This is a genomic window from Sulfitobacter sp. OXR-159 (genome assembly GCF_034377145.1).
GTDB lineage: Bacteria > Pseudomonadota > Alphaproteobacteria > Rhodobacterales > Rhodobacteraceae > Sulfitobacter.
Window position 1 is genome coordinate 865,528 of sequence record NZ_CP139707.1, and the last position, 24,214, is coordinate 889,741.

A 24,214-nucleotide genomic window follows, 5' to 3' on the forward strand; every position below is an offset into this window, starting at 1 on the left:
CACATGTATCGCAGGGACCTTTCCAACACCCAATTTCGCACCGCTCGCCACTGTTTAAATCGCTCAGCCACGCCTTCGTTCGAGGCCGGGTTGTTCTGACATGGGGGGCGGTTTGGCAAGGCCATGAAACTTTCTCCCACAGCGCCTTTCAGGAGCCTGAAGACTTTGAAAAGATTAATCTACGCCGTCGTCTCCATCGTCATCATTGCAGGCGCATATGGCATCGCATTCGGCGTGCCCGATGAGGTTGCGCAGCTTTGGGGCGGCAGTGTCACCCAGACGGATGATGCGCCTCAGAACGCGCGGGCCGGGCGGCGCGGCGGGCAAGGACGGGCGACAACCGTTGTGCTGACACCGCTGGAGACGCGCGCATATACGCTCGTCCTGCGCACGGTTGGCAGCGCGGTCTCGCTTCGTCAAACGGAAGTGACCGCAACCGATGCGGGCGAAGTGGTCGAAACCGCGCTTGCCGCCAATACGATGGTGGAAAAGGGCGATGTCTTGCTGAAACTGGACGACCGCACCGAGCGGTTGGCACTAGAGATTGCCGAGGCCAACCGCGATCAGGCGCAGGACACCGTGACCCGCTATGAGGGGCTGCGCAGCAATGGCAGTTCCGTGGTTACCGACGTAAGCCTTTCCGAGGCGCGGGTCGCCTTGCGCTTGGCCGAAGCCAATGTGGGGTTGGCCCTAGTGGCGCTGGATGACCGCACGATCAAAGCGCCGATCTCTGGCCGTTTGGGGCTGAGCGATATTAGTCTGGGCGATCGCTTGTCGAGCGGGGAGGCCATCGTGACCATCGACGACACCACCCGCCTGCTTGCCACATTCGAAGTGCCAGAACGCTCCATCGGTCTTTTGGCCGAGGGTAAACCGGTTCTCGTCTCCACGCCGACCTATGCGGGGCGCATTTTCGAGGGGACGATCACCGCCTTTGACAGTCGTCTCGACAGCGTGACCCGCAGTGCGACGGTGGAGGCCGAGATCGAGAACCCCGAGGGGCTGCTGCTTGCCGGCATGACCTTTGCCATCCGCATGACCGAAGAGACCGACCCGCTGCCCGTTGTGCCTGCAACCGCCATCACGTGGGACCGCAGCGGCGCGGGGATCTGGGTCGCCGATGAGGGCAGCACCGCCCGCGTCCCTGTCACCATCCGCTACCGCGAGGGTGATCAGGTCTGGGTCGAAACCGAAGCCCCCCTGGGCGCGCAGATCGTGGCCGAAGGCGCGGCGAAGCTGCGCGAAGGCGCGCAGGTTACCGCGGCTGGCGCGCGCGGGGGGCCAGACGCATGAGTTTCGAGAAAAGAGCGCACAAGGCCGGTCTTGCGGATATTTTCGTGGCGCGGCCCATCTTCGGGATCGTGCTGAACCTGCTGATTATCATCGCAGGGCTGGCGGCCTTCAGCAGTGTCGATATTCGCGAGATGCCGGACGTGGACCGGCCCGTGCTTTCTGTCAGAACCGACTACGATGGCGCCGTCCCCAGCACGGTAGACACCGAAGTGACACAAGTCCTCGAAGACGCGCTCAGCGCGCTTGATGGCATGTCCTATATCGAATCCACGTCAAGCATGGGGTCGAGCCGGATCACCATCGACCTCTCGGATGGCACCGACGTCAACGTCGCCGCCAATGAGGCGCGCGAGATCGTATCGGGGGCCTTGCGGTCCTTGCCCGACGACATCGAAGACCCCAGCGTCAGCAAAAGCGACAGCAATGCCGACGCGATCATTCGCCTTGCGCTGCTGGGCGATGCCAGCCTCGACACGCTGACCCAACTTGCCGAAGGGGCGGTCTATGAACGGCTTTCGCTGATCGATGGCATTGCCGAGGTGACCCTGCGCGGGGACCGTGCCAATGAGTTCCGCGTGGCGGTGAACATGCCGTCATTGCTGAGCCGGGGGCTGACCATCTTTGACGTCTCCACAGCACTTGCGCAGCTGCGCGACGACACCGCTCTGGGATCGCTTTCCAGCGAAACGCAGACCCTTTCGCTCAGGGTCGGCAGCAAGGATGTCACCGTTGAGACCATCAACCAACTGCCCATCAATGATACGACCCAAGTCGCCGATATCGCGTTTGTGCAACTGATCCCCGAAGACGCCAGCGTCTATACCCGTGTGAATGGGGAGACGGCGATTGGTCTTGATATCACCCGGCAATCGGTGGGCAACACGCTGGAAATCTCGCGCGATGTGGGCACCGCAGTCGAGGAATTGCAGGCGCAACTGCCCGAGGGTGTGCAACTGCTGGTCACTTCGAACGACGGTATCTTCATAGAAGGGTCGATCAACGAGGTCGTCAAATCCATCCTTTTGGCGACCGGCATTGTGGTGGTCGTGATTTTCCTGTTCCTGCGCTCCCCACGGGCCACGTTGATCCCTGCGGTTACGATCCCTGTGGCTTTGATCGGGACGCTTGCGGCGATCTGGCTTACGGGGTTTTCCATGAATACGATCAGCCTTTTGGCGCTGGTATTGGCAACGGGGATGGTTGTCGATGATGCCATCGTCGTGGTCGAGAATATCGTGCGCAAGCGCAAGTCCGGCATGGGGGCTTTCGCCGCCGCGGCTTCGGGCACGAACGAGGTATTCTTTGCCGTGATCTCCACCACCGCCACGCTTGCCGCCGTTTTCATTCCGATTTCCTTCCTGCCGGGGCAGGCGGGGGGCGTCTTTTCTGAATTCGGCTTTGTGCTGGCCTTTGCCGTTACCCTGTCGTCGATCACGGCGCTCACCCTTGCGCCTGTCCTGTCGGCTCTTTTGGACCCGGGCAAGACCTTGGGCGACGCAGAAGCCGCCACGCCGGGCGCATTGGCGCGCGGCTTTGACTGGGTGATGGATTTCGCCATCCGCACGCCGCTGCTGGTGCTGTCGATCGCCATCGGCTTTGCCATGATCGCCATGGGGGCCGCGTTGACCCTGCCTTCCACCGTCACGCCAGAGGAAGACCGTGGCTTCTTTCTCGTACAGGCGCGCGGTGCATCGGACACGACGATTGATTACCTCGATACGCAGGTCGCGCTGGTCGAAGACATCCTCGCCCCGTATCGAGAGAGCGGGCAGATCGAGACCGTGCAAAGCATTATCGGCGTCGGCGGCGGCACCAGTGCGTTCATCGTCGTCCGCCTGCCTGACTGGGCCGAACGTGACTTTACCCAGCAAGAGTTGATCGCCCAGATCAGTGGTCAGTTGTCTGCGGTCCCCGGCGTGCAGGTGAGCGCACGGTCGACCAACAGCCTTAACATTCGTGGCGCGGGCGGCGGGCTGAGTTTCGCGGTGACTGGCACCAATCTGGCTGAAATGACCGAAGCCGCCGACAGGCTCACGGCGGCGATGGCCCAGGATGCGACCTTTCTGAACCCGCAACTGTCCAACAACAGCGTGACCGCGCAATTGGAAGTCACGATAGACGACAGCGCCGCTGGCGATATGGGGCTTAACAGTTCCGATGTCTCCTCCCTCGTGCGCGCCATGGTGCAGGGCGATGTGGCAGTCAGCGTCTTTTCGGATGATGTCGAAGTGGATGTGAACGTCGTCCCCGGTGGCCCGCCGATTGACGATCCGTCTGACATCGCCTCCATGTCCATCCGCCTCGACAGTGGCGCCTATGTGCCGCTGTCCGCGGTTGCCTCGCTCGAGACGGTGGTAAGCGACGCGCAGATCGAGCGTTTGGGCGGAGCGCTGTCCGTCGCAATGCAGGCGAACCTTGGCGAAGGTGTCGACCTGTCCACCGCGATGGACCGGGTGCTGACACTCTCCGAAGAGGTTTTGCCTGATGAGATGGGCATCACCTTCACCGGAGAGGCGGCGACCCTCGACGATTCCCAAGGCGGCATCTACATGGTCTTCGGGGTTGCGCTGATCGTGGTGCTTCTGGTGCTGGCCGCCCAGTTCGAGAGCTTTGCCAGTGCGGTGGTGATAATGATGACAGTGCCCTTCGGGATGGCTGCCGCATTGCTGGCGATATCGATGACGGGCGGATCGCTGAACTACTACAGCCAGATCGGCCTTGTGATGTTGATCGGGGTCATGGCCAAGAACGGTATTCTGATCGTCGAATTTGCCAATCAGCTGCGCGAAGCAGGCGAAGACATCGACAGCGCCATCCGAAGCGCGCTGCGCCTGCGCATCCGGCCCGTGATGATGACGATGGTGTCGACTGTTTTCGGGGGGCTGCCGCTGATCGTGACCTCTGGCGCGGGGGCCGAGGCCCGGATCGCCGTGGGCTGGGTGATCGTCGGCGGTTTGGGCTTTGCCACCGTGTTCACCTTGTTTCTCACGCCGATCTTCTACCGCTGGATCACGGTCTGGGGTGCGACCCCCGGAGGGTCTGCGCATAGATTGAAAGCCGAGGTGGAGGCGACCGCAAGCGTGTAGCGCGACGGCCTTTGCGTATCGGATGCTTTCCCCTGCGCAAAGGCTGGGAGCGGCGACAAGGTCCACGGTTCTTGCATAGCTGACGGCGAAAAACTGCCCCGCGCCAGCGACGGGAATCTCTCTGGCAGACGTTAAATATGACGTAAGCAAAGAGGAGAGACCCAATGCAAAACCGGATGAAAAAATGCGCGACTGTCGTGCTATTGGCAGCCACCACAGTGGCTTTCGTGCCGATGACGGCAATGGCCGACAGAGCGGAGGCTCAACACAGCCGTGTTGATCGCAGCGCCAAGGTGAAGGTGGTGAAACAGCAGCGCCATCGGCATGCGGTTGGCCAGCGTCTCCGCAAGCAGGATGTCGTCGTCGTCCAGAACTGGCGCGCCCGCGGCCTTTCGCGACCGGGCCGGAATGAAGTCTATGTCGTCGATGGCAATGATATTTACCTTGCAGCCGCAGCGACGTTGTTGGTCAAGGCCCTCGTAAACTGAACTGTCGGGCGCCCTCCGGGTTGGGTTTGATCCGCGATAGAAGGCCAATGTCAGGCTGGAACGCGGGTCAGACCTTTCCCGGGGCGGCGGCGTGCAGGACACGGTACATGATCCTGAAGAACGCTCTGCAGGCGGTTTAACCTGCCTTCGCATCGGGCACGGGGATCAGCAGGGTCAGTCGATCTGGGTTCATTTCGGCGATCACGATGGTGCCATCGTCCTGCACAGCCAATCCGTGACCATAGGTTGAAAAAGTACGGCAGCGGCCAATCAGCTCACCATTCGGGGCAAATGCCGACAGGCGCGGGGTTTGGTCAGTGACCAGCAAGACGCCTTGGGATGTCAACGCCAGCGCCATTGGTTTGTGCAGGCCTTCGATCTGACCCAGCCAGATGCCTTCGGGGTCAAATAACTGAACGCGGTTGTTTTCGCGGTCCGCCACGCAGAGCCTGCCTTGGCTGTCGAACAACAGGCAGTGCGGGGTCGAAAACGCGCCCGCTTCGGTCCCGGGATGTCCAAAGGTTTTGAGGTGGCGCAGCGCCGGGTCAAAGATATGAACGGCGCTGTTGCCATATCCGTCAGCGACATAATAACGTCCGTCCGGACCTTGGGTGCAATCGCAGGGATGATTAAAGGGCCGCCCCAAGCCGGGATGCTCTGCGCAGTCCATACGGGCGGTTTCTTGTAAGGTGTCATCAAGCAGCACGACCTTGTGGCCATCCATGTCCGTGGCGGCGACTTGGCTGGCGGAGGTCGCGCGCAGGCCATGGCCGCAAACGAACTGCGGCAGAACAGCGGTTTCGCCCAACATTGTGCCGTCCAGCCCGAGCATGACCAATTCAGGCGCTTGCCGTCTGAGGACCACGATCCTGTCGCCTATGACCGCGACATCGGAAATACCCGATAGCATGGGATTGCTGACATGGGTCACACGGTAGCGCTGGGCGCCCAAGGCCACATAGGCAGAGGGGCGCTTGGCCGTTTCGCTCAAAGCGCGCCCTGCAATGCTTCGGCCATATTCATCAAAATCGCATCCCGGCCCGCAGTCGCGGTCAGCATCAGCCCCGCGCCGGGGTGGCTGGTGATCGGCATGCTGACCGAACAGCCGTCTATTACATTCGCAAAGCTGGTGTTGCGCAGCGCCAGCAGATTGATCCGGTCATAGGTGGCATCCTCGCGGAGATCATCCAGCTTTGGCGGCATGATGGCCACGCTCGGCAGGGCGACCGGCGTGTCGCCAAACAGATGCGCCGCCCGTGCGATCAGTGCTTCTCGCGCGGCTATCGTGCGGGCAAATTCGATCCCGGTGACACCATCCGCCCGCGCCATACGTGATGCCACACGCGGATCAAGCTCTGCGCGGGCGTCGTCGAAATGCGCCCCGTGATGGGCGCGGGATTCCACTGCCGAGAACTGCCAGACGGGCAGGGCGCGGTAGTCATCGAAGAAGTCGAGCGTTTGTCGACGTAGGCTCACGCCAGATGCCTTAAGCGCTTCGAGGGCGGCTTCGAAGGCTTGGGCAACCTCGGGGTCCAATTCGTCCATGCCGAAATTTTCCGGCACGATGACGGCACGCGGCGCGGCAGACGCGGCGAGCGGTTGGTCGCGTAGCACGTTCAAAACCGGGCGCAGCAGGCCGACTTCTCGGGTCAGCACGCCGACACTATCAAGCGAATGGGAAAGCGGCACCGCCCCCGCGCGGGAGATCGTCTGTGCCGTGGCCTTGAACCCGAAGAGCCCGCAAAAGGCCGCCGGGATACGCGCAGAGCCGCCAGTGTCTGTCCCAAGCGCGATGTCAGCCACGCCCCGCGCCACGGCAGAGGCACCGCCCGAGGTCGAGCCACCCGCGATACAGCCTTCTTTCAAGGGGGTGAGGGGGGTGCCGTAATGTGGGTTCAGGCCGAGGCCGGAATAGGCAAACTCGGTCATATTGGCGTGGCCGATCAGCCCTGCGCCTGCGCTGCGCAGCCGCGCGACCGCCGCGGCATCCTTGGTGGCGGGCGACGTGCCTTTGCGGACCAGCGACCCCGCCTGGGTGACTTGGCCCCGCACGTCGAACAGGTCTTTGACCGCGACGTTCAGCCCCGACAGCGGCCCTTCGCCTTCCACCGGATCATCGAAGGTCCGGGTGAAATCGGGCGCGGCAGCGCGGGCGCGGGCCGCGTCGAGGAGGGATTGAGGGGTGTGTGTCATCAAATCAGCCTTTAAATCGTTTGTTCCACAAGCCACGTCGCGATGCCGGGGAATGCCGTCAGCAGGATCACGGCCAGCACCAAGATCATGAAATAGGGGATGATCATGCGGGTAATCTCAAAGATCGATTTACCAGTCAGGCTCTGGATCACAAACAGATTGAACCCCAGCGGCGGCGTGATCTGCGCCATTTCGACGACGATGATCAGATAAATCCCAAACCACACCGGATCGATCCCCACGGCAGCCACGGCGGGCATCACAACCGAAGTCGTCAGCACCACGATGGAGATCCCGTCGAGGAAACAACCAAGGAGCACGAAGAACACGGTCAGCACGGCGATCAAACCCGCAGCGCTCAGCCCGCTGGCGGAAATGAGTTCGGCCAGTTGCCCGGGCAAGCCCGAAAAGCTCATCGCGGAGGTGAGAAAGGCCGCGCCGAGCAGGATCAGCCCGATCATCGCAGAGGTGCGGGTGGCCCCCAGAAGCGAGGCGATGAAGGTCTCGGCGTTCAGCGACCGGCCAAAAGCCGCGATGATCAGCGCCCCGGCCACCCCGATGGCGGCGGCCTCGGTCGCGGTGGCCACACCGGCATAGATCGAGCCGATGACCCCGATGATCAAGCCCACCACCGGCAGCAACATGCGCAGGCGGCGCAGGCGCTCACCCAAGGGCATGCGGGGTTCGGGGTCTGGGACGCCATCGGGGTTCATTTTTGCCCAGATCGCGATATAGCCCGAAAACAGCGCCATGAGCATCAGCCCCGGCACCACGCCCGCGATGAACAGACGGTTCACGGACACTTGGGCCGCGACGCCATAGACGATCATCACGATCGACGGCGGGATCAACAGGCCAAGCGTGCCCGATCCAGCCAAAGAACCGATGGCAAGTCGGTCGGCATAGCCGCGCGATTTCAGCTCCGGCAGGGAAATGCGGCCAACGGTGGCGGTGGTGGCAGCCGAAGACCCCGAGACCGCCGCAAAGATACCGCAGCCCACGACGTTGACATGCGCCAAGCCGCCGGGCAGCCGCCCGACCCAGGGGGCCAGACCAGAAAACAGGTCTTCGGCCAGACGTGTGCGGTAAAGAATTTCGCCCATCCAGATGAACAACGGCAGCGCCGTCAACGTCCAGCTGGCCGAATGGGCCCACATGGTGGTGCCGAGGATCGCATCGACCGGCGTAGAGGTGAACATCAAGAAGATCACGACGCCCGAAGCCATCAGCGCCACGCCAACCCAAATGCCCAAGCCCAAAAGCACAAGCAAGGTCACGACCAGAACGGCCGATTGCAGAAAAATATCCATGATTATTCGCCCCGACCTTGTTCGTTTGTATCGTCGCTCTCGACTGGCAGCCCGAGGATCAGGCGCAGGGTGCGCTCGGCAAAGGCCAGTGCAAACAGCACCGACCCTAGCACCATCGCGGATTGCGGCCACCACAGCGGAACGGCCACCACGCCTTGGCTGACTTCATTGTAGGTCCAGCTTTCGTGGACATAGCCAAAGATCGCCCAAGCGACCCAGCCCATCATCACGGCGGCAAAGGCCGCCGCCAGAATATCAGCGATATGACCCAGACGTTCCGGCATCAACTGCCGCAACGATGTGACGCGAATATGATCGCCCCGTATCAGCGTGGCCGGCAGCGCAAGGAAGATCGACGCACTCAGCCCCCATGCTGCGAAATCATCGGCTGAGGGGATTTGGCTTCCCATCAGGCGCAGGCCAATCTGCGACAGGATCAAGACCGCGATCCCCAGCAAGGACAGCGCGGCCAAGGCTCCGCAAAAGTTGAAGAGATGGCGGGTCAGCATCATGGCGGCGGGCTCCGAATAAGGGGGCGGGGAGGGGGCGAATACCCCGGTCTAGTAGAAAAGGCCCGGGCAAACGACTGCCCGGGCCTGCTGAGATCAGTTCATCGCGTCGACGATTTTCTGACCTTCTTCGCCAGCCTGTTCCAGCCATTCTGCGCGCATCGTCGCGGCGATGGTTTCAAAGTCGCTGGCCAGCCCTTCGGGGGTCGGCAGGACGTTCATGCCATTGTCGGCCATCGTGTTGGTTGCTTCGCCAGTGGCTTCCTCGGCCATTTCAAAGCCACGGGTTTCCGCCAGTTCAGCCGCTTCTTGCAGCGCGGTTTTCACCTCGTCAGACAGGCCGTCGTAGGCGCCTTTGTTCACGATTACCATGTTCTTGGGCAGGAAGGCCTGAACGTCATAGTAATGCGACACGAAATCCCATGCTTGGCTGTCGACACCTGTCGAGGGCGAGGTGATCATGCCGTTGATGACACCGGTCGAGAAGGCTTGGCTGATCTCGGAGGTGGCGATGGTGGCGGGAACGGCGCCCAAAAGCTCGGCCAGACGCGCGGTCGAGGGGTTGTAGGCGCGGAATTTGACACCCTCGAAGGAGGAGGCGTCGGTCACTTCCTGGTTCATGTAGACGCCCTGCGGCGGCCAGGGGGCGGCAAACAACAGCACCAGACCATCTTCGGCCAGCTTTTCTTCGTAGATCGGGCGAGAGGCTTCCCAAAGCGCGCGGGCCTCGTCAAATGTGGTCGCCAAAAGCGGCACGGCATCGGCAGAGTAAACCGCGTCTTCGTTGCCAAGCGCCGAGATCAGGACTTCGCCGATGGGAACGATGCCGCGCTGGACGCCGCGCTTCAGTTCGGGGCGCTTGAGCAGGACCGAGTTCGACACAACGTCGATTTCCAGCGCGCCATCCGATAGGCGGGCCACGTCATCAGCGAAGGCGCGGATGTTCTGGGTCAGATAGTTGCCGTCGGGCGCATCGGCCGACATTTTCCACGTTTCGGCATGGGCAAGACCGGCTGTCAGGGCCGCGATCGCGGTTCCGATGAGAAGGTGTTTCATGTGTGATGTCTCCTGTTGGGGTGGTTTGTTGTTCTTGCCCTGCCGTTTTGGCAGGGCAGGGTGGTTCACTCAGTCTTCCAATGCGGGCAGGTCTTGCGCGTCCAATGACCACATCAGGCGGAAGGTTTCGGCCTCGCGCACCGCGCCGCCCAGCTTTTCGGTCAGTTGGCGCAGGGTCGCTTCGGCGATCGGCTCTGACGTCACATCCACCGCGATGCAAGGCGCCAGAACGCGCCCTTCGGTGTTTTCAGACGGCAGCGGGGTCGAAAGAGTTTCGTCAGGGATCATGTGATGCACGCGCAGCACGCCTTCTTCGGCGATCAATTTGCCGAGCACGTCGGCGACGGCGTCGCGATCCATGGCATCCGGCACCAGCTCGATCAGCACCAGCGCGCCGCCCCAGCCAAAGCCGCCCTCTTGCGCGACCTGCATCACCCGACGGCGGGTGTTGGACATGCGCCCGAAGTTGGTGATCGACCATTGGGTCTGTTTGGTAAAGGCTTTGCGGTAGGCTTCCGAGGTGAAATCGGCAAGGTTGCTGGCGCGGTAAAGCGCGAGGTAGCGCCGTGCCGAGCCCGATACCGCACGATAGCGCCGCGCGCCGGTGAAGCCCGGAATGCGAACGCGCTCTTCCATATGTTCCCGGTCATACCACTGGTTAAAGTCAGCCTCATGATCGGGGTCGATATCGCTCCAGACGAAAAGCTGTGCCTGATCGGTTGTACGGATATTGCTCATTCTGCATCCTGATCCTTGGACAAAGCTTTCCCGTCACGTGGCGGGGCACGGCCCGTCTCCGTCGAGGTGCGGTCAAGCTCTGTCGATTGTTGTTGGGGCACACTTGCCGAGATGGGGTCCAACGACAAACGGGATTATTCAGGGGGGGGTGATAGGGTTTTCCGATCAGGCCAATTCAGGCCATGTCAGGTCTGCCGTTGATGACGCTCCGCACAGGCCCGCGCAAGATCGGCAATTGCCTTGTAGGTGGCTACGTCGGAACTGCGCCGCCAGATGCAATAGAGGGGGAGCGGCGGCAGCTGCGCATCGACATCAAGCTCATAGATTCCCGGCCCGGCCAAATCGCAGGCCAGCGGCAGGGTCGCGATGCCCAGCCCGCGCTGCGTCAACCGCGCAATCGCAGCCATCGAGGTGATGCAATGCACGATCGAAGGCCGCAGGCCGCGATCGCTGAAAAGCGCAAGAACGTTGGCGTGCGGGCGTGAATTGCGGGTAAAGGTGATCAGCGGACTGGTAACGACATCGGCGAGGGACAGTTTCTCGTCGCGCATCCCCTCGGGGCCGAACCATCCCATGGCCAGCGAAGGCAAATCCGCGCAAACGCAGGTTTGGTCGTGGCGGTCATCTGTCGTCAGCAACATATCCAGCGCGCCGCGTTCAAAGGCCGCGGCGATGTTCGGCGTGGGCTCGACCGTCAGTTCAAGCTCCAGCCGGGGGTAGCAGCGCGCCACCTCTTCGATCAGGTCACAAAGCCAAGTATGAACGACCGAAGACACCAACCCCAAACGCACCCGCCCCGCGGCGGTGGTGGGATCGGAGAGCGTGTTGCGCAAATTGCGCTCCGTCGCGAGCATCTCTTGCGCCTTATCGAGGATCATCGCCCCGGCCACCGTGATCCGGGTGGCGTGGAATTCACGGTCAAACAGGTCCACCTGAAGGTCCGTCTCAAGTGAGGAAATCCGACTGGACACCGTCGCTTGGCTGACATTCAACTGCTCGGCTGCCGCCCGGAAGCTTCCCAAGTTGGCGACCGTGACGAAGGTTTCTAAAAAGCGCGTGTTCACCAAGAACCTCTATTCTTATGTATCGGTCGCGAAGAACGAGGGTAGGTTAAGCTGGCGGTAAAGTCACCTGTTCTCAATGGGCTTTTGGCCCGGAAAGCCTTAGGGGAGCGCCTGTAGCGAGCGCTGCGTTCGAACGGTCCGGCATGGTTGGCAGCGCAGCTAAATTGTGTTTCGTCTGGATGGCCCCATTGAACCCCATTAATTTCGTCCGGGGAAAGGGGCACTTCGGCCACTATCTGGTTTGTCCAACGAAGCCGGGGTTGGCCCGCGCTGGCTGGTCCTCTCTATCCGCTGGTGGATGTCACGACTATGGGGAGAGATGTCCAGACCGTCGCGGTCAAGCCGGACAATGCGGTTGCAAGATTTACTTTCCGGTAGAAATCCGTGGTCGGACCAAAAGACCATTTCCCCACTGTCAGCAGAAGAAGCAGTTGCAGCACAATCGCGGCGAGCCAGGCTATCAGCAGCGCCCAGCGAAAAAGTGACAAGCCGAGCCAGGCGACCTCCGGCCAGCCAAGGGCGCAGCCGAGGCCGTGCAGCCCGTAGATCGCGCTGAAACTGGCCAGCCAGACCAGCAGCGGCAGAAGAATGCGCAACAACTCTCTCACGCGATCATCCCCGGCAGATGCGCCGCAAGCAGGATCAGCACCGTGATCACTGCCAGATAGTCGGACCAGAGCGCCACAATGGCGAAACCCGCCCGACGCTGAGGCGACGTGAAACCACGCCTGATCTGCAAGATCAGAAAGCTCTGCATCAGCCCGACGAGCAGTGCATGGGCCAGCCCATAGGCGCCGAGGATCAGGAGCGTTGCGGCATAGGCATGGCCGTCCGGGGGCGGCAGGCGCAACAGCAGGGCCCCGAACGCCACCGCCGTGGCAACCGTCGCCAGCAACGCCGGAGCAAGGGCGACCATCGGGGCGGTGCCCGCGCGGTTGCGGCGGGCGCTCAGGTGCTGGGCCAGGGCGGCGACGAGCGCTGCACCGATGCCGAAGGCAAGCTCGACCCAAGAGGGGGCGAGCCATTGGGCTGGGGGCCAGCCGGGCGCGACGGTCCAGAGGAAGGCATAGCCAAAGAGGAGGGAGCCGAAGAAGGTTGCATTGGCCACCAGCAGGAAGGTCGAACCCCACCAGCCCGGCGATCTGTCGCCCTCGCTTGCCAGCGGCAAGGTCGTGCCGTGCCCGACCTCCTGTGGGCCTTGATCGGCGCGCGCGCTCAATTGCCAGACCCAGACCAGCGCCAAGGCCGCCACGCCGGCGAGTGCCAGCGGGGTGAACCAAAAGAGCTTGAGCAGGATCGACAGGAAGAACCCGCCCGTCACCGCCGCCATCAGGATCGGCAGCCGTGTGTTGCCGGGATAGATGACCAGCGCTTCGGGGCGACCGTTGGCGGCATCAACCATCAGGGTCTCGCGCCGGGCCACCTCGGGCGCGCCGAGGTAGCCTTCGCCCTTGGCCAACCGGTTGGCCAGATCTGGCGTGTCGTAAAGCGGGGCACGCGCGCCCACCATCGGCAGGCTGGCAAAGTTATAGGAAGCGGGCGGCGACATGCCGGCCCATTCCAAGGTACCGGCCCGCCACGGGTTGCGCGGGCCGCGCACCGCCACGAAACTGTGAATGATGATGTCGACCAGCACCATCGCAAGGCCGATCGCCATGACGAAACTGCTGACCGAAGAGATGAAGTTGATGACCCCCCAGCCGGTCTCGGCGTCATAGGTCTCGATCCGGCGGCGCTGGCCCAGCAGGCCGACCCAATGCATCGCCAGAAAGGTGCCGTGGAAACCCACGAAAATCAGCGCGAACGCCAGTTCGCCAAGCCGGAACAGCCGCTTGCGCCCGCTCACCAGCGGCAGCCAGTAGTAGATCCCCGCCAGCATCGGAAAGACGAAACCGCCGAACAGCACATAGTGCAGATGCGCGGTGATAAAGGCCGTGTCGTGGGCCTGCCAGTCGAAAGGCACCACGGCCACCATCACGCCGGTCAGCCCGCCGATGATAAAGGTGACAAAGAACCCGAGGATGTGCAGCATCGGCATGTGCAACTCGGGCCGCCCCTTCCACATGGTGCCGATCCAGGCAAAGACCTGCACCCCCGTCGGCACCGCCACCAGCGTCGAGGCGGCCGAGAAGAACGCCAGTCCCATATGCGGAATGCCGGTGGTGAACATATGGTGCACCCAAAGCCCGAAGCTGAGGAACGCCAGCGCCAAAGCGCTCGCGACGATCCAGCCGTAGCCCAGCAGCGTCGTGCGCGCCATCACCGGGATCACGGTCGAGATCACCCCGGCGGCGGGCAAGAAAATGATATAGACCTCCGGGTGGCCGAACAGCCAGAACAGGTGCTGCCAAAGCAGGCTGTCGCCGCCCAGATCGGCTTGGAAGAACGGCAGGCCGAAGGCGCGCTCAACCTCAAGCAGCACCGAGCCGAGGATCAGCGGCGGAAATCCGGTAAGGATCATCAGCGAAGTGACCAGCGCGTACCAAGCAAAGATCGGCATCTTGTCGAGCGACATGCCGGGGGCGCGGTATTTCAGGATCGAGACTGTGAATTCGACGGCGGCGCAGATCGCAGAGATCTCGACGAAGGTGATGCCGATCAGCCAGAAATCGGTGTTGATGCCGGGCGAATGCAGCGGCCCGGTCAGCGGCGGATACATGAACCAGCCACCATCCGGCGCGATGCCGAAGAACAGCGCCACCAGCAACATCGCGCCGCCGAAGGCATAGCACCAGTAGCCGTAAGCGGTGAGCCGCGGAAAGGCGAGGTCGCGGGTGCCGAGCATCTTGGGCAGCAGATAGATCGCCAGCCCCTCGAAGGTGGGAATGGCGAAGAGGAACATCATGATCGTGCCATGCATGGTGAAGAACTGCGCAAAGGCACCGGCATCCACAAAAGCGGAATCAGGTGTCGCCAGTTGCGCGCGGATCAGCATCGCCAGCACGCCGCCGACGAGGAAGAAGAAGAAGGCAGTGACAAGAAACATCCGCCCGAGGTCGGAATGGTTTACGCTGCTGGTCCAGCCCTTCCAGCCCGGCTCGGAGGCCCAGATCGCATCCAGCTTGCGGTGACGGCGCAGCGCGTTCATGGCGTCTCCTTCGCGGTAAAGGCGGCCCAGCCCGCCGGGTCATGGGCCTCAACCGAGAAGGTATGGCGGCTGTAGCCCTCGCCGTTGTACTCGGCGGTCAGGCCCTTGTAGGTGCCGGGGGCATCGGCCTCGATCCGCAGCACGTTGACATGGCCGGGAATGGCGTCCAGCTTTCCAGCCAGACGCGGCACCCAAAAGCTGTGCACCACATCCCGGCTGGTGATCGCCACATCGACGGGCCGCCCGGCGGGGATGTGCAGCAGGTTCTCGGTGACATGGCCGGGGCGGTCGTCATAGGAAAAGCGCCAAGCCCATTGCCGGGCCTCGGCCTCGACCCGCACCACATCCGCCGCGGCGCGGGGCATCAGCCGCTCGCCGGTGACCAGACCATAGGCCAGCAAGGCCGCAAGGACCGCGATGGAAAAACACAGGCCCAGACCGATGATCCAGACCTTTTCATCCCGCGTGGCATTCTCCGCCTGCCGGGGTGTCCTGAAGGCGCCGATCACCAGCGCCGCCACCAGCGCGAGGATCAGACCCGCGCCGATGAACATCACCCACCAGAGCGTCGCGATGGCGCGCGCCGCCGGGCCCGCCGGATCGACCACCGACAGATCGCCGCTGCAACCAATCAGCACACCGCACGTTGTCCCTGCAATCACCCCCCGAAGGAGCCTGCCCCGATGAGCGAGCAAAGCAATGAGACGGGCGAGGACCGGTTGATCGACCCGATCGCCTCTCAGCCCGGCTATGAAGAGACCGAGACCCGCATCGCGCTTGAGGGCCACCCGATCCATGCCATGAGCGTGGCCTTTCCCATCGCGCTGTCCTTCTGCCTGCTGGGGGCCGATCTGCTCTATTGGTGGACCGGCGATGCCTTTTGGGCGCGGGCGGCTCTCTGGGCGGCGGGGACGGCGTTCTTCTTTGGCGTGCTGGCGGGGTTTTCCGGCACCGCCGAGCTTTTGCTGGTGAGCGGCATCCGCTCCCGCGCTGCCGCTTGGACCCATGCGATCATCGCCGTGACCTTGCTGGCGGTCTTGGGCGCGAATTGGGGCCACCGGCTCTATGGCTATGAGGCGGCGGTGCTGCCTTACGGCATCCTCCTGTCGGGGCTGGGCGCGGTGATGGTGGGGTTCACGGGTTGGCATGGGGGCAAATTGGTCTTTGATTATCGTTTGGGCACGTCGAAGGGCAATTGACCGCCCCGCGGTTCAAGCAGCCAGCCGGGCAGGGGGAAGTCCCAGAGGTCGGGCTTGCCTAAAACCAGCATGAGGATCGCGATGACGGGGATGCCGACGGCAGTGATCGGCAGATAGGATCGGGGCAGGCGGTGTTTCTCTGGCTTCTCGGCCACCTGCACCACCAGATGCCCAATCCAAGCATGGGCGGCGGCAAGCGCCGCGACAAACAGCAGCTTGGCATAAAGCCAAGGGACGAAAACCTCGCGAAAGAAGATCAGCCATGTGCCTGCCACCACCGCCACGACGGCAGCGGGGGTGACGAGGATGGCATAGGTCGTATGAGTGGCGCGGCGGATGCGACTGTATTCTGCCGCCGTGCCAGCGGGATCATGGCGCGACAGCATCAAGGGCAGGGCGAGCAGCCCCGCGCACCACAGGATAAGCGCGGCGATATGCACGCCCTTGAAGAGCGTGATGAGAACCGGGAACCAGCCGCTCACGCGCTGCCCGCCCGCAGGGTCGCCCATCCGCGCCGTGCCACGGCCCCGGCGACGACCGCATAGGGCAGTCCCGCAGGCACCCACATCAGGATACCGCCAAGCTGTTGGTCGGCCAGCGGCGAGAAGCCCCAGTCCATGGGGGCAACGGCATGGGCGGCATAAAGCGCTTCGGGTGCGAAGGTCAGGATTGCCCCCAAAAGACCCATCTGCGCAAAACCAGCGATGAGCAGCGTCAGTGCCTCGACAGGTGTGCGGCCGGGGGCAAACACTGTGCGCCAGAACCACAGGGCGGAACCGAGCAGGCTAATCTGCATTAGCCAGTACACCCCCACGTGCGAGAGCGCGAGGTCATAGGCCGCCGGCAGATGCCAGCCCCAAAGCACCCCGGCCGAGACGGCGAAGGCCGCCATCGCACCACCCGCCCGACGCGAGGGCCATGCGCGGGCCAACAGCGGCGCGGCGACGGCGAAGAGCAGCACGTGATGCACCACCCGCGCCGAAAACAGTGCCGAGGAAAGCGCACAGAGGGGCGAGACGAAGGCCAGCACCAGAACGCCCACGGCAGCCAATCCGTGGCAGCTGCGCGCGCGCAAGACAACGAAGAAGAGCAAAGACAGAGCGGCCAGAAGGAGCGGATCGAAGTTCCAGCGAAACCAAAAATCATCCGGCCCCGGTGCCGGTCCACAATAGGTTCGGATCCAAGCATCGCTGAGCAAGGTCTATTTTCCCTTCGGTCGTTCCTTAAGAGGAACGCTGCGCGCGGGCACATCGTTCCAAACGAATTGAGGCGCGGTTGGGTTTCCCCACGGCCCGATCAATTTTCCTTGACCCCCGGTAAAAGCGATCCAGCTTCTACCACAGGGCGCATTACGCCCCGAGGCTACACGCATCACTTGGAGGGGTCACTTGTCTTTTCCGACGCGCCGCAAAATTCTGAAATCCTTGCTGTTCGGCGGCACCGCCATCGCCGCCCCTTCGGCTGTCTTCGGCGCGATCTATGGCCGGGGCGAGGGGATGCCTTGGGAGCCCCTGAAGGGCCAGCCGCCGTATTACGGCACCCAAGAGGATCGGTTCTTTACCCCCGATGAACGCGAGGCCGTCGCCGCGATCTGCGCGCGGCTGATCCCCTCGGATGGGGACGGGCCGGGGGCGGTTGAGGCTGATGTGATCACCTTCCTCGACCGGCAGATGGCGGGGTTCTATGGCCGTGGGCAGCATTGGTACATGAAGGGCCCCTTCCTCGAAGGCACGGCGACCCAAGGCTATCAAAGCGAGCACCCCCCGGCAGAGCTCTACCGCCACGCGCTTGCCGAACTTGACGCCTATTGCCGCGCACAGCAGGACGCCGGTTTTGCCGCGCTGAGCGCGGCGCAACAGGACGAGATCCTCAAAGGTATGGACGACGAGGAAATCACCTTCGACCCGGTCTCGGCCAAGGCGTTCTTTGACCTGATCCTGAAAAACACCATCGAAGGCTATTTCGCCGATCCGATCTACGGCGGCAACCGGGACATGGTGGCGTGGCACTACGTCGGCTTCCCCGGCACCCGCTATGATTACCGCGATTTCGTGGGCCACAACGGCGCGCGCATTGATCTGCCGCCGGTCAGCCTATTGGGCCGCCCCGGTTGGAACAGCTCTGAATAAGACACGAGGTGACACGATGACGAAGCAGCTTCCAAAGGTCGACGTGGTTCTGGTCGGTTTCGGCTGGACCGGGGCGATCTACGCCGAGAAGCTGACCGCCGCCGGGATGGAGGTGCTGGCACTGGAACGCGGGCCGTGGCGCGACACGCCCACGGATTTCGCCACCACCTTCGCGCAGGACGAACTGCGCTATTACTGGCGCCACGGCATGTTTCAGGAAGCCTCGCAATCCACCGTCACTTTCCGCAACAACGGCGCACAGACGGCGCTGCCGATGCGGCACTGGGGGTCCTTTCTGCCGGGCAATGGCGTGGGCGGCTCGGGCGTGCATTGGAACGGCCAGACTTACCGTTTCCTGCCATCGGATTTCGTCGCGAAAAGCCATAACGAGGAACGCTATGGCCCGCTGCCCGAGGGGATGACGGTGCAGGACTACGGCGTCACCTATGACGAGTTGGAGCCGCATTTCGACTATTTCGAGAAGATCTGCGGCATCTCCGGCACGGCGGGCAACCTGCGGGGTGACATCCGTGAGGGCGGCAACCCTTTCGAGGGGCCGCGCAGCGATGACTACCCCAATCCGCCGATGCAGATGACCTTTTCGCAGGACCGGTTCGAGGCTTCGGCGCGGGATATGGGGTTGAACCCTTTCCCCGTGCCCTCGGCCAATATGTCGCGCGCCTATGTCAATCCGCTGGGGATGCAGCTGGCCCCCTGCACCTATTGTGGCTTTTGCGAGAAACACGGCTGCGGCAACTATTCCAAATCCTCGCCGCAGACCACGATTATCCCGGTCTTGATGAAGCGGGATAATTTCACCCTACGCACGGATTCCGAAGTGCTCTCGGTCGAGAAATCCCCCGATGACACCCGCACCACGGGGGTCACATACGTCGACACCAGCGGCGAGGAATTCTTCCAGCCCGCCGAGGTCGTGGTGCTCTGTGCTTACCCGCTTGAGAACGCCCGGCTGATGCTCTTGTCCGATATCGGCACGCCCTATGATCCGCAGACCGGTGAAGGCGTGGTGGGCAAGAACTACTGCTATCAGGTGATGTCCGGCGCGACGGTCTTTTACGATGAGGAATATACCAACGGCTTTGTCGGCGCGGGCGCGCTCGGCATGGCGGTGGATGAATACAATGGCGACAATTTCGACCATTCCGGGCTGGGCTTTATCGGGGGCGGCTATATCGCCTGCTACACCACCAACGCGCGGCCCATCGAAAGCCATCCGGTGCCTGAGGGCGTGCCGGGCTGGGGCAGCGAATGGAAACAGTCGGTCCGGGCCAATTTCCTCAAGACCACCACCGTGGGCGTGCACGGCGCCTCGATGGCGCATCGCAGCAATTACCTCGATCTTGATCCCACCTATACCGACCGACATGGCAGGCCGCTCTTGCGCATGACCTATGATTTCACGCTGAACGACCGCCGGCTGACTGCCCATCTCACCCCGGTGGCCGAAGAGATTGCCCGAGGCATGGGCGGGCGCGAGGTCAACGTGGCCGAGCGCAACGGATCCTACGACTCGATGCCCTATCAAACCACGCATAACACCGGCGGCACGATCATGGGGGCCGACTCGCAGACGAGCGTATGCAACCGCTATTGTCAGAGTTGGGACCTGCACAACCTCTTCGTTGCCGGGGCAGGGCTGTTTCCCCAAAACGCGGGCTACAACCCGACCGGGACCGTGGCGGCGCTGGCCTATTGGTCGGTCGCGGCGATCATCGATCAATATATAGCTGACCCCGGCCCGCTGGTGCAGGCATGAAGCGGCTGGCCCTGATCACCGCCCTCTGCGGCGCGAGCCTTGTTCCTGCTGAGGCGCAGGAGCTTGCCTCCTCCGAAGTGGAGCGGGGCCGCTACTTGACGCAGGCGGGCGACTGCAAAGCCTGCCACACGGATATCGACAACGACGGCATCCCCTTTGCCGGGGGCCGGGCGCTAAAAACACCTTTCGGCACGATCTATTCCGCTAACCTCACCCCGGAGGACGAGACCGGGCTGGGCCGCTGGTCGCGCGAGGATTTCTACAATGCGTTGAACGAGGGGATCGACGACGAGGGCCGCCACCTCTACCCGGCGATGCCCTATCCCTATTTCACCCTGATGACCCGACAGCAGACCGATGCGATCTTTGCCTATCTGCAATCGCTCGAACCGGTGCATGTGGAGGAAGAGGAAAACGATCTGCCGTTTCCGCTCAACATCCGCATGTCGGTGAGCGGCTGGAAGCTGTTGTTCTTCGAGGATGAGGAATTCGAGGTCGACCCGGACCGTTCCGAGGCATGGAACCGTGGCCGTTTCCTCGTCGATGGGCCGCTGCACTGTGGCGGCTGTCACACCGGCAAGAACATCCTCGGTGCCGGCAAGGACGATGAATACCTGCGCGGCGGTACGCTGGAGAATTGGTTCGCCCCGAACATCCGCGGCGGTGAGAACGGCGGCATTGCGCATTGGAGCGAGGACGATATCTTCGAGTTCCTGAAATACGGACGCGCCAAACATACCGCCCCGATGCAGCGCATGGGCGAGGTTGTTTCGATTTCGACCCAGTTTCTGGAAGAGAAAGACCTGCGGTCCGTCGCCACCTATCTCAAAACCCTCGACGACACGGCGCGCGAGCCGGGAGAGGCCCCCGAGACGGCGCGGATGGAGGCCGGGGAAGGGCTTTACTTTGACAATTGCGCTGCCTGTCACGTGGCCGATGCCTCGGGCGTGCCCTATTTCTTTGCGCCGCTCAGCACGTCGAACAAACTACACGCCAAGGATCCTTCGACCGCGATCCGTGTCATCCTCGGCGGCGCCCGCGCCCAGCCGACCGAAACGATCCCCAGCATGCTGGCCATGCCACCCTTTGCGTGGAAACTCACCGACACGCAGATCGCCGACCTGCTGACCTACCTGCGCAATACCGGGGACCGCCAGAGCGGCGCGGTCTCGGCGGAGGCCGTGGCCGAGATGCGCAAATATCTAGCCGAGGAATATTGAGGGTGATCCGATGAGAAATGCCGAGCCGTCGTTTGTCGCGACATTGAGCCTTGCGCTGTGCTTCTCGGGCGCGGCGATGTCGGAACCGCTCTATTTTGGCGAAGTGGAATACAATACCGATGACCGCGTTGTCATGATTGCGATCGTAGAGCATTGTGCTGGCCTGCAGGCAGAGGTTGAGGCAGCAGAAATCGCCGGGCTTTCAAGAGATGATGACGAGGGCATTAAGGAAGCTGGTGCAGGACAGCCAAAGCCTTTCGCCAACTCCCGCGGAATTACAGTAGACCGCCTTGCTTCAGGTAACGGGACGGGCGAACTGCCGGACCTCTCTCTCGTATCTGCGAGGGACTGTGCCGCGGCTGGCATTACCTATTAGGGGAAAGCCGCCATTTTTTTCTGGGGGGGGGCGCCTGCAGACGTTAAGGGCCGCTTTCGGCTAACTCAGCGTCCCCCAACGGGGGCAAAACGACCGGATATGCATAAAGATAAAATGGAGGCGAGTACCGGAATCGAACCGGTGTACACGGATTTGCAATCCAAAACACCAAACTGTTTTTAAACGATATTCCTGTAAAATGCACCGCCAAGAGCCTACGGGGCATCAATAGGTTACGAACAACACGTAAAATGGTTGTGGGGAACAATAGTGTTCTATCTGGCTCCCCGATAACACTTCCAGTGCCGGAAATCCCACTTCCCATAACTCACCGCCGCCGGTTTGCTTTGCAAGGTGAGGCGGGTGAACGTGTGAGGTCAGGTTGCCGGGGGACGGGGCCTTTTGGCACGCCGGGGGAAATCAAACTTGCGGGCATATCGCCTATTGCTATGCCGGTTTCCTTGCTGATCCTGTATTTCCCCGATAGCGCGTCTGTGCCCGGCACCGCGTCAGCGCGCCCCCGCATGCATTTTCGCCCCGCTGCTACCGCAATCCCGCGCCCCGGTGTGGTCGTTGGGTGCGGTAGAGCACTGGCATCACCTCTTGCTAAGGGAACTAATGCAGGCGTTGTCGTAGTCCGGCAGCGAAAATTTCTGGGAAGAGCGGCGATACTTGTAGCCCACATTTCCCAAGTAAGGCGCTGATTTCGCTGTCCTGACCATTATATTTCCTATATAAAACATGGTGTTGAAGGCTGCGAGGGGCGCGTTTCATGGATCACCCAGAGGGTGCGGGCTTGCAACGGGCAGATCGGGTGGATTTCGACCCTCGCGTGCGGCTGGAATTTCGCGGCACGCAGCTCAGTTCCGACGGCGGCCTTCTGGTGATGCGCGAGCTTGATGACGCGCTCGGGTTGTCCGATTTGGCGTCAGCGGCGCTGCGCGATACTCGCTCTGGCAAGAACACGGTCCATCGGCTCGACGGCCTGTTCCGGCAATCAGTCTTTGGGCGGCTGGCCGGATACGAGGATGTCAACGACGCCAACCGTCTCGCCTGCGATCCGGTCATGCGCCAAGTTGTCGGCGGCAGAGCGGTCGATGCACAAGCGGCCTCGGCATCGCAGATGGGACGGTTCGAGACCGAGACGCTGGCTCTGGCCGGGAACCGTGCCGCGCTGGCCGACCTGAACGGGCAATGGATCGACCGGTTCCATGACCGTAACGGGCTGAAGTACATCGTTCTGGACATGGACAGCTCGGTCAGCCCGACCCATGGCGACCAGGAAGGGTCCGCCTGGAATGGCCATTTCGACTGTAGCTGCTATCACCCCAACTTTCTGTTCAACCAGTTCGGGATGCTGGAACGCTGCGCCCTGCGCCATGGCAACGTCCACAGCGCCGATGGCTGGCGTGATGTTCTCGACCCCGTCATTGCGCGCTACGCGGAGCGCGACCTTGGTGGCAGGTTCTTCCGGGCCGATGCTGCCTACGCGATCCCGGCGATCTATGAGCGATTGGAAGAAGCGCGGTTCTTCTACGCCATCCGGCTGCCCGCAAACGCGGTCCTCAAGGACAAGATCGCGCATCGGCTAACGCGCCCTGTCGGGCGGCCGTCACTGACCAAGGTCAAGCGGTTCTTCGAGGAATTCGAGTATCAGGCGGCGTCCTGGGACAAGGAACGCCGGGTGATCGCCAAGATCGAATGGCATCCGGGCGAACTGTTCCCGCGTGTCGGCTTCATCGTCACCAACCTGCCGATGGAGCCGGACTGGGTGGTGCGGTTCTACAACCAGCGCGGCACCGCCGAGCAGCACATCAAAGAGGGCAAATACGCCTTTCGCTGGACGCGGCTGTCGTGCCGGAAGTTCCGCGACAATGAGGTGCGGCTGCAACTGCACGCCCTGGCGTACAACCTGGCCACCTTCTTGCGCTGCATCGAGCTGCCCGAAGCCATGGCCGACTGGTCGTTGACCAGCCTGCAACTGAAGCTGATCAAGATCGGGGCACGTGTGGTCCGTCACGCCCGCACCATCACCTTCCAGCTGGCCGAGGTCGCTGTCACCGGCACGATGGTACGCGCCATCCTCGCCGCTATCCGCCGATTGCGAGCGCCACCGCTATGCGCATGATCGCGATCCACGCTCAAACTGAACGAAAGCGGCTGGACAGATCTGTCCGCTGCGCTGAAAAACGCCGCCCCTGGGCAAGGAAACAGCGGCTTCGCGGTCTGATCCGTCCAGATCCAGCAGTCTGCGCGACCGCAGGTGCCGCTTGCGGCAGAAAATCCTTGTCTAGCGATCGGATACAGGCGATCTTCACCTCAAACGACACGCCACCTGGGGAATGCAGGTTGTAGAGCTACCTCACCTCCCTCACCTCTGCCTCACCCTATTTTCTCTATCTAACTATTTGAAAATAAAGGAGTGGGTAAAGAAGGTGAAGGAGGTGAGGCTGTATACACATATGAGAAAATTCATATATAGCCACAAATATGGCTACAATGGTTGGCCACCACCAGCTTCACCTCCCCCACCCGCCATAGGTTCTTTGGGGCTTCATCCTGCATGGGTAATTCGCGCGCATGGATGGTCTGCGTTTCGCCCGGCTCGGCACACTTGCGGTTTGGGTTGTGGTTGTTGTCTTTGCCCTGCCAATGGCCGTTTGGCCTGCGATGATCTGCAGATCAGAT

At 62.3% G+C, this 24,214-nt stretch carries 21 protein-coding genes and 1 tRNA gene; 9 read left to right on the forward strand and 13 right to left on the reverse strand.

The window, feature by feature from the left end:
- Positions 1–165 precede the first annotated feature (165 nt).
- The 3 genes from T8A63_RS04280 to T8A63_RS04290 all read left to right on the forward strand — a co-directional run bounded on the left by T8A63_RS04280 (position 166) and on the right by T8A63_RS04290 (position 4,867).
- A complete protein-coding gene (locus T8A63_RS04280; protein ID WP_322345066.1) occupies positions 166–1,293 on the forward strand; it encodes an efflux RND transporter periplasmic adaptor subunit in 1,128 nt (375 codons plus the stop codon).
- Positions 1,290–4,379: an efflux RND transporter permease subunit gene (locus T8A63_RS04285; RefSeq protein WP_322345067.1), complete on the forward strand. Its 3,090-nt coding sequence runs from the start codon at positions 1,290–1,292 to the stop codon at positions 4,377–4,379. The genes T8A63_RS04280 and T8A63_RS04285 overlap by 4 nt, the downstream gene beginning before the upstream one ends.
- Before the next feature lie 164 nt (positions 4,380–4,543).
- Positions 4,544–4,867 (forward strand): RcnB family protein, encoded by a 324-nt coding sequence (locus tag T8A63_RS04290; protein WP_322345068.1) that lies wholly within the window; start codon positions 4,544–4,546, stop codon positions 4,865–4,867.
- A 136-nt stretch (positions 4,868–5,003) separates the two neighbouring features.
- On the opposite strand, the gene T8A63_RS04295 is transcribed toward T8A63_RS04290, so the two are convergent.
- From T8A63_RS04295 to T8A63_RS04340, 10 genes are all read right to left on the reverse strand, one after another.
- The gene (locus T8A63_RS04295) at positions 5,004–5,858 is read right to left on the reverse strand and encodes a hypothetical protein (protein ID WP_322345069.1); all 855 of its coding nucleotides are present in this window, start codon (positions 5,856–5,858) and stop codon (positions 5,004–5,006) included.
- Positions 5,855–7,060, reverse strand: a complete 1,206-nt coding sequence (locus T8A63_RS04300) for an amidase family protein (RefSeq protein ID WP_322345070.1) — start codon at positions 7,058–7,060, stop codon at positions 5,855–5,857. The genes T8A63_RS04295 and T8A63_RS04300 overlap by 4 nt, the downstream gene beginning before the upstream one ends.
- Positions 7,061–7,071: 11 nt before the next feature.
- Entirely contained in the window at positions 7,072–8,370 is a 1,299-nt protein-coding gene (locus T8A63_RS04305; RefSeq protein WP_067941153.1) for a TRAP transporter large permease, read from the reverse strand.
- A gap of 2 nt (positions 8,371–8,372) precedes the next feature.
- Positions 8,373–8,882, reverse strand: a complete 510-nt coding sequence (locus T8A63_RS04310; protein ID WP_067627084.1) for a TRAP transporter small permease — start codon at positions 8,880–8,882, stop codon at positions 8,373–8,375.
- A gap of 93 nt (positions 8,883–8,975) precedes the next feature.
- Positions 8,976–9,935, reverse strand: coding sequence for a TRAP transporter substrate-binding protein (locus T8A63_RS04315; RefSeq protein WP_067627082.1), 960 nt, complete (start codon positions 9,933–9,935; stop codon positions 8,976–8,978).
- A 69-nt stretch (positions 9,936–10,004) separates the two neighbouring features.
- Positions 10,005–10,673 (reverse strand): DUF4286 family protein, encoded by a 669-nt coding sequence (locus tag T8A63_RS04320; protein ID WP_322345071.1) that lies wholly within the window; start codon positions 10,671–10,673, stop codon positions 10,005–10,007.
- A gap of 185 nt (positions 10,674–10,858) precedes the next feature.
- Positions 10,859–11,737, reverse strand: coding sequence for a LysR family transcriptional regulator (locus T8A63_RS04325; RefSeq protein WP_322345072.1), 879 nt, complete (start codon positions 11,735–11,737; stop codon positions 10,859–10,861).
- A gap of 284 nt (positions 11,738–12,021) precedes the next feature.
- Positions 12,022–12,345: a hypothetical protein gene (locus tag T8A63_RS04330; protein WP_322345073.1), complete on the reverse strand. Its 324-nt coding sequence runs from the start codon at positions 12,343–12,345 to the stop codon at positions 12,022–12,024.
- A complete protein-coding gene (gene ctaD / locus T8A63_RS04335) occupies positions 12,342–14,825 on the reverse strand; it encodes a cytochrome c oxidase subunit I (protein ID WP_322345074.1) in 2,484 nt (827 codons plus the stop codon). The genes T8A63_RS04330 and ctaD overlap by 4 nt, the downstream gene beginning before the upstream one ends.
- Positions 14,822–15,463, reverse strand: coding sequence for a cytochrome c oxidase subunit II (locus T8A63_RS04340; protein WP_254693927.1), 642 nt, complete (start codon positions 15,461–15,463; stop codon positions 14,822–14,824). Before T8A63_RS04340 ends, ctaD begins: the two co-directional genes overlap by 4 nt.
- Before the next feature lie 45 nt (positions 15,464–15,508).
- On the opposite strand from T8A63_RS04340, the gene T8A63_RS04345 reads away from it, so the two are divergent.
- Positions 15,509–16,024 (forward strand): DUF2231 domain-containing protein, encoded by a 516-nt coding sequence (locus T8A63_RS04345; RefSeq protein ID WP_300057432.1) that lies wholly within the window; start codon positions 15,509–15,511, stop codon positions 16,022–16,024.
- On the opposite strand, the gene T8A63_RS04350 is transcribed toward T8A63_RS04345, so the two are convergent.
- Both T8A63_RS04350 and T8A63_RS04355 read right to left on the reverse strand, forming a co-directional pair.
- Positions 15,994–16,506, reverse strand: a complete 513-nt coding sequence (locus T8A63_RS04350) for a CopD family protein (RefSeq protein ID WP_322345075.1) — start codon at positions 16,504–16,506, stop codon at positions 15,994–15,996. The genes T8A63_RS04345 and T8A63_RS04350 overlap by 31 nt on opposite strands.
- Entirely contained in the window at positions 16,503–17,222 is a 720-nt protein-coding gene (locus T8A63_RS04355) for a cytochrome c oxidase assembly protein (protein ID WP_322345076.1), read from the reverse strand. Before T8A63_RS04355 ends, T8A63_RS04350 begins: the two co-directional genes overlap by 4 nt.
- A 190-nt stretch (positions 17,223–17,412) precedes the next feature.
- Between T8A63_RS04355 and T8A63_RS04360 the strand changes: the two genes are divergently transcribed.
- From T8A63_RS04360 to T8A63_RS04375, 4 genes are read left to right on the forward strand one after another with little or no spacing between them, the layout of a single operon-like run.
- Positions 17,413–18,153, forward strand: a complete 741-nt coding sequence (locus T8A63_RS04360) for a gluconate 2-dehydrogenase subunit 3 family protein (RefSeq protein ID WP_300057423.1) — start codon at positions 17,413–17,415, stop codon at positions 18,151–18,153.
- 16 nt (positions 18,154–18,169) lie between these two features.
- Complete coding sequence (locus T8A63_RS04365) at positions 18,170–19,930, forward strand: GMC family oxidoreductase (RefSeq protein WP_322345077.1); 1,761 nt, start codon at positions 18,170–18,172, stop codon at positions 19,928–19,930.
- Positions 19,927–21,150, forward strand: coding sequence for a c-type cytochrome (locus T8A63_RS04370; protein WP_322345078.1), 1,224 nt, complete (start codon positions 19,927–19,929; stop codon positions 21,148–21,150). The genes T8A63_RS04365 and T8A63_RS04370 overlap by 4 nt, the downstream gene beginning before the upstream one ends.
- 10 nt (positions 21,151–21,160) lie before the next feature.
- Positions 21,161–21,526 (forward strand): hypothetical protein, encoded by a 366-nt coding sequence (locus T8A63_RS04375; RefSeq protein ID WP_322345079.1) that lies wholly within the window; start codon positions 21,161–21,163, stop codon positions 21,524–21,526.
- Positions 21,527–21,641: 115 nt separating this feature from the next.
- Here T8A63_RS04375 and T8A63_RS04380 read toward each other — a convergent pair.
- Positions 21,642–21,706, reverse strand: a tRNA-Cys gene (locus T8A63_RS04380).
- 592 nt (positions 21,707–22,298) lie between these two features.
- Between T8A63_RS04380 and T8A63_RS04385 the strand changes: the two genes are divergently transcribed.
- Positions 22,299–23,654, forward strand: a complete 1,356-nt coding sequence (locus T8A63_RS04385; protein ID WP_006473457.1) for an IS1380-like element IS1247 family transposase — start codon at positions 22,299–22,301, stop codon at positions 23,652–23,654.
- The last annotated feature ends 560 nt before the right edge of the window (positions 23,655–24,214 follow it).

Bases quoted from the DNA above. Each gene is read 5' to 3' on its own strand.
- T8A63_RS04365 (WP_322345077.1), top strand. From the start codon at position 18,170: ATGACGAAGCAGCTTCCAAAGGTCGACGTGGTTCTGGTCGGTTTCGGC.
- T8A63_RS04300 (WP_322345070.1), bottom strand. From the start codon at position 7,060: ATGACACACACCCCTCAATCCCTCCTCGACGCGGCCCGCGCCCGCGCT.
- T8A63_RS04370 (WP_322345078.1), top strand. From the start codon at position 19,927: ATGAAGCGGCTGGCCCTGATCACCGCCCTCTGCGGCGCGAGCCTTGTT.
- T8A63_RS04385 (WP_006473457.1), top strand. From the start codon at position 22,299: ATGGATCACCCAGAGGGTGCGGGCTTGCAACGGGCAGATCGGGTGGAT.
- T8A63_RS04315 (WP_067627082.1), bottom strand. From the start codon at position 9,935: ATGAAACACCTTCTCATCGGAACCGCGATCGCGGCCCTGACAGCCGGT.
- T8A63_RS04310 (WP_067627084.1), bottom strand. From the start codon at position 8,882: ATGATGCTGACCCGCCATCTCTTCAACTTTTGCGGAGCCTTGGCCGCG.
- T8A63_RS04375 (WP_322345079.1), top strand. From the start codon at position 21,161: ATGAGAAATGCCGAGCCGTCGTTTGTCGCGACATTGAGCCTTGCGCTG.
- T8A63_RS04285 (WP_322345067.1), top strand. From the start codon at position 1,290: ATGAGTTTCGAGAAAAGAGCGCACAAGGCCGGTCTTGCGGATATTTTC.
- T8A63_RS04290 (WP_322345068.1), top strand. From the start codon at position 4,544: ATGCAAAACCGGATGAAAAAATGCGCGACTGTCGTGCTATTGGCAGCC.
- T8A63_RS04320 (WP_322345071.1), bottom strand. From the start codon at position 10,673: ATGAGCAATATCCGTACAACCGATCAGGCACAGCTTTTCGTCTGGAGC.
- ctaD (WP_322345074.1), bottom strand. From the start codon at position 14,825: ATGAACGCGCTGCGCCGTCACCGCAAGCTGGATGCGATCTGGGCCTCC.
- T8A63_RS04305 (WP_067941153.1), bottom strand. From the start codon at position 8,370: ATGGATATTTTTCTGCAATCGGCCGTTCTGGTCGTGACCTTGCTTGTG.
- T8A63_RS04345 (WP_300057432.1), top strand. From the start codon at position 15,509: ATGAGCGAGCAAAGCAATGAGACGGGCGAGGACCGGTTGATCGACCCG.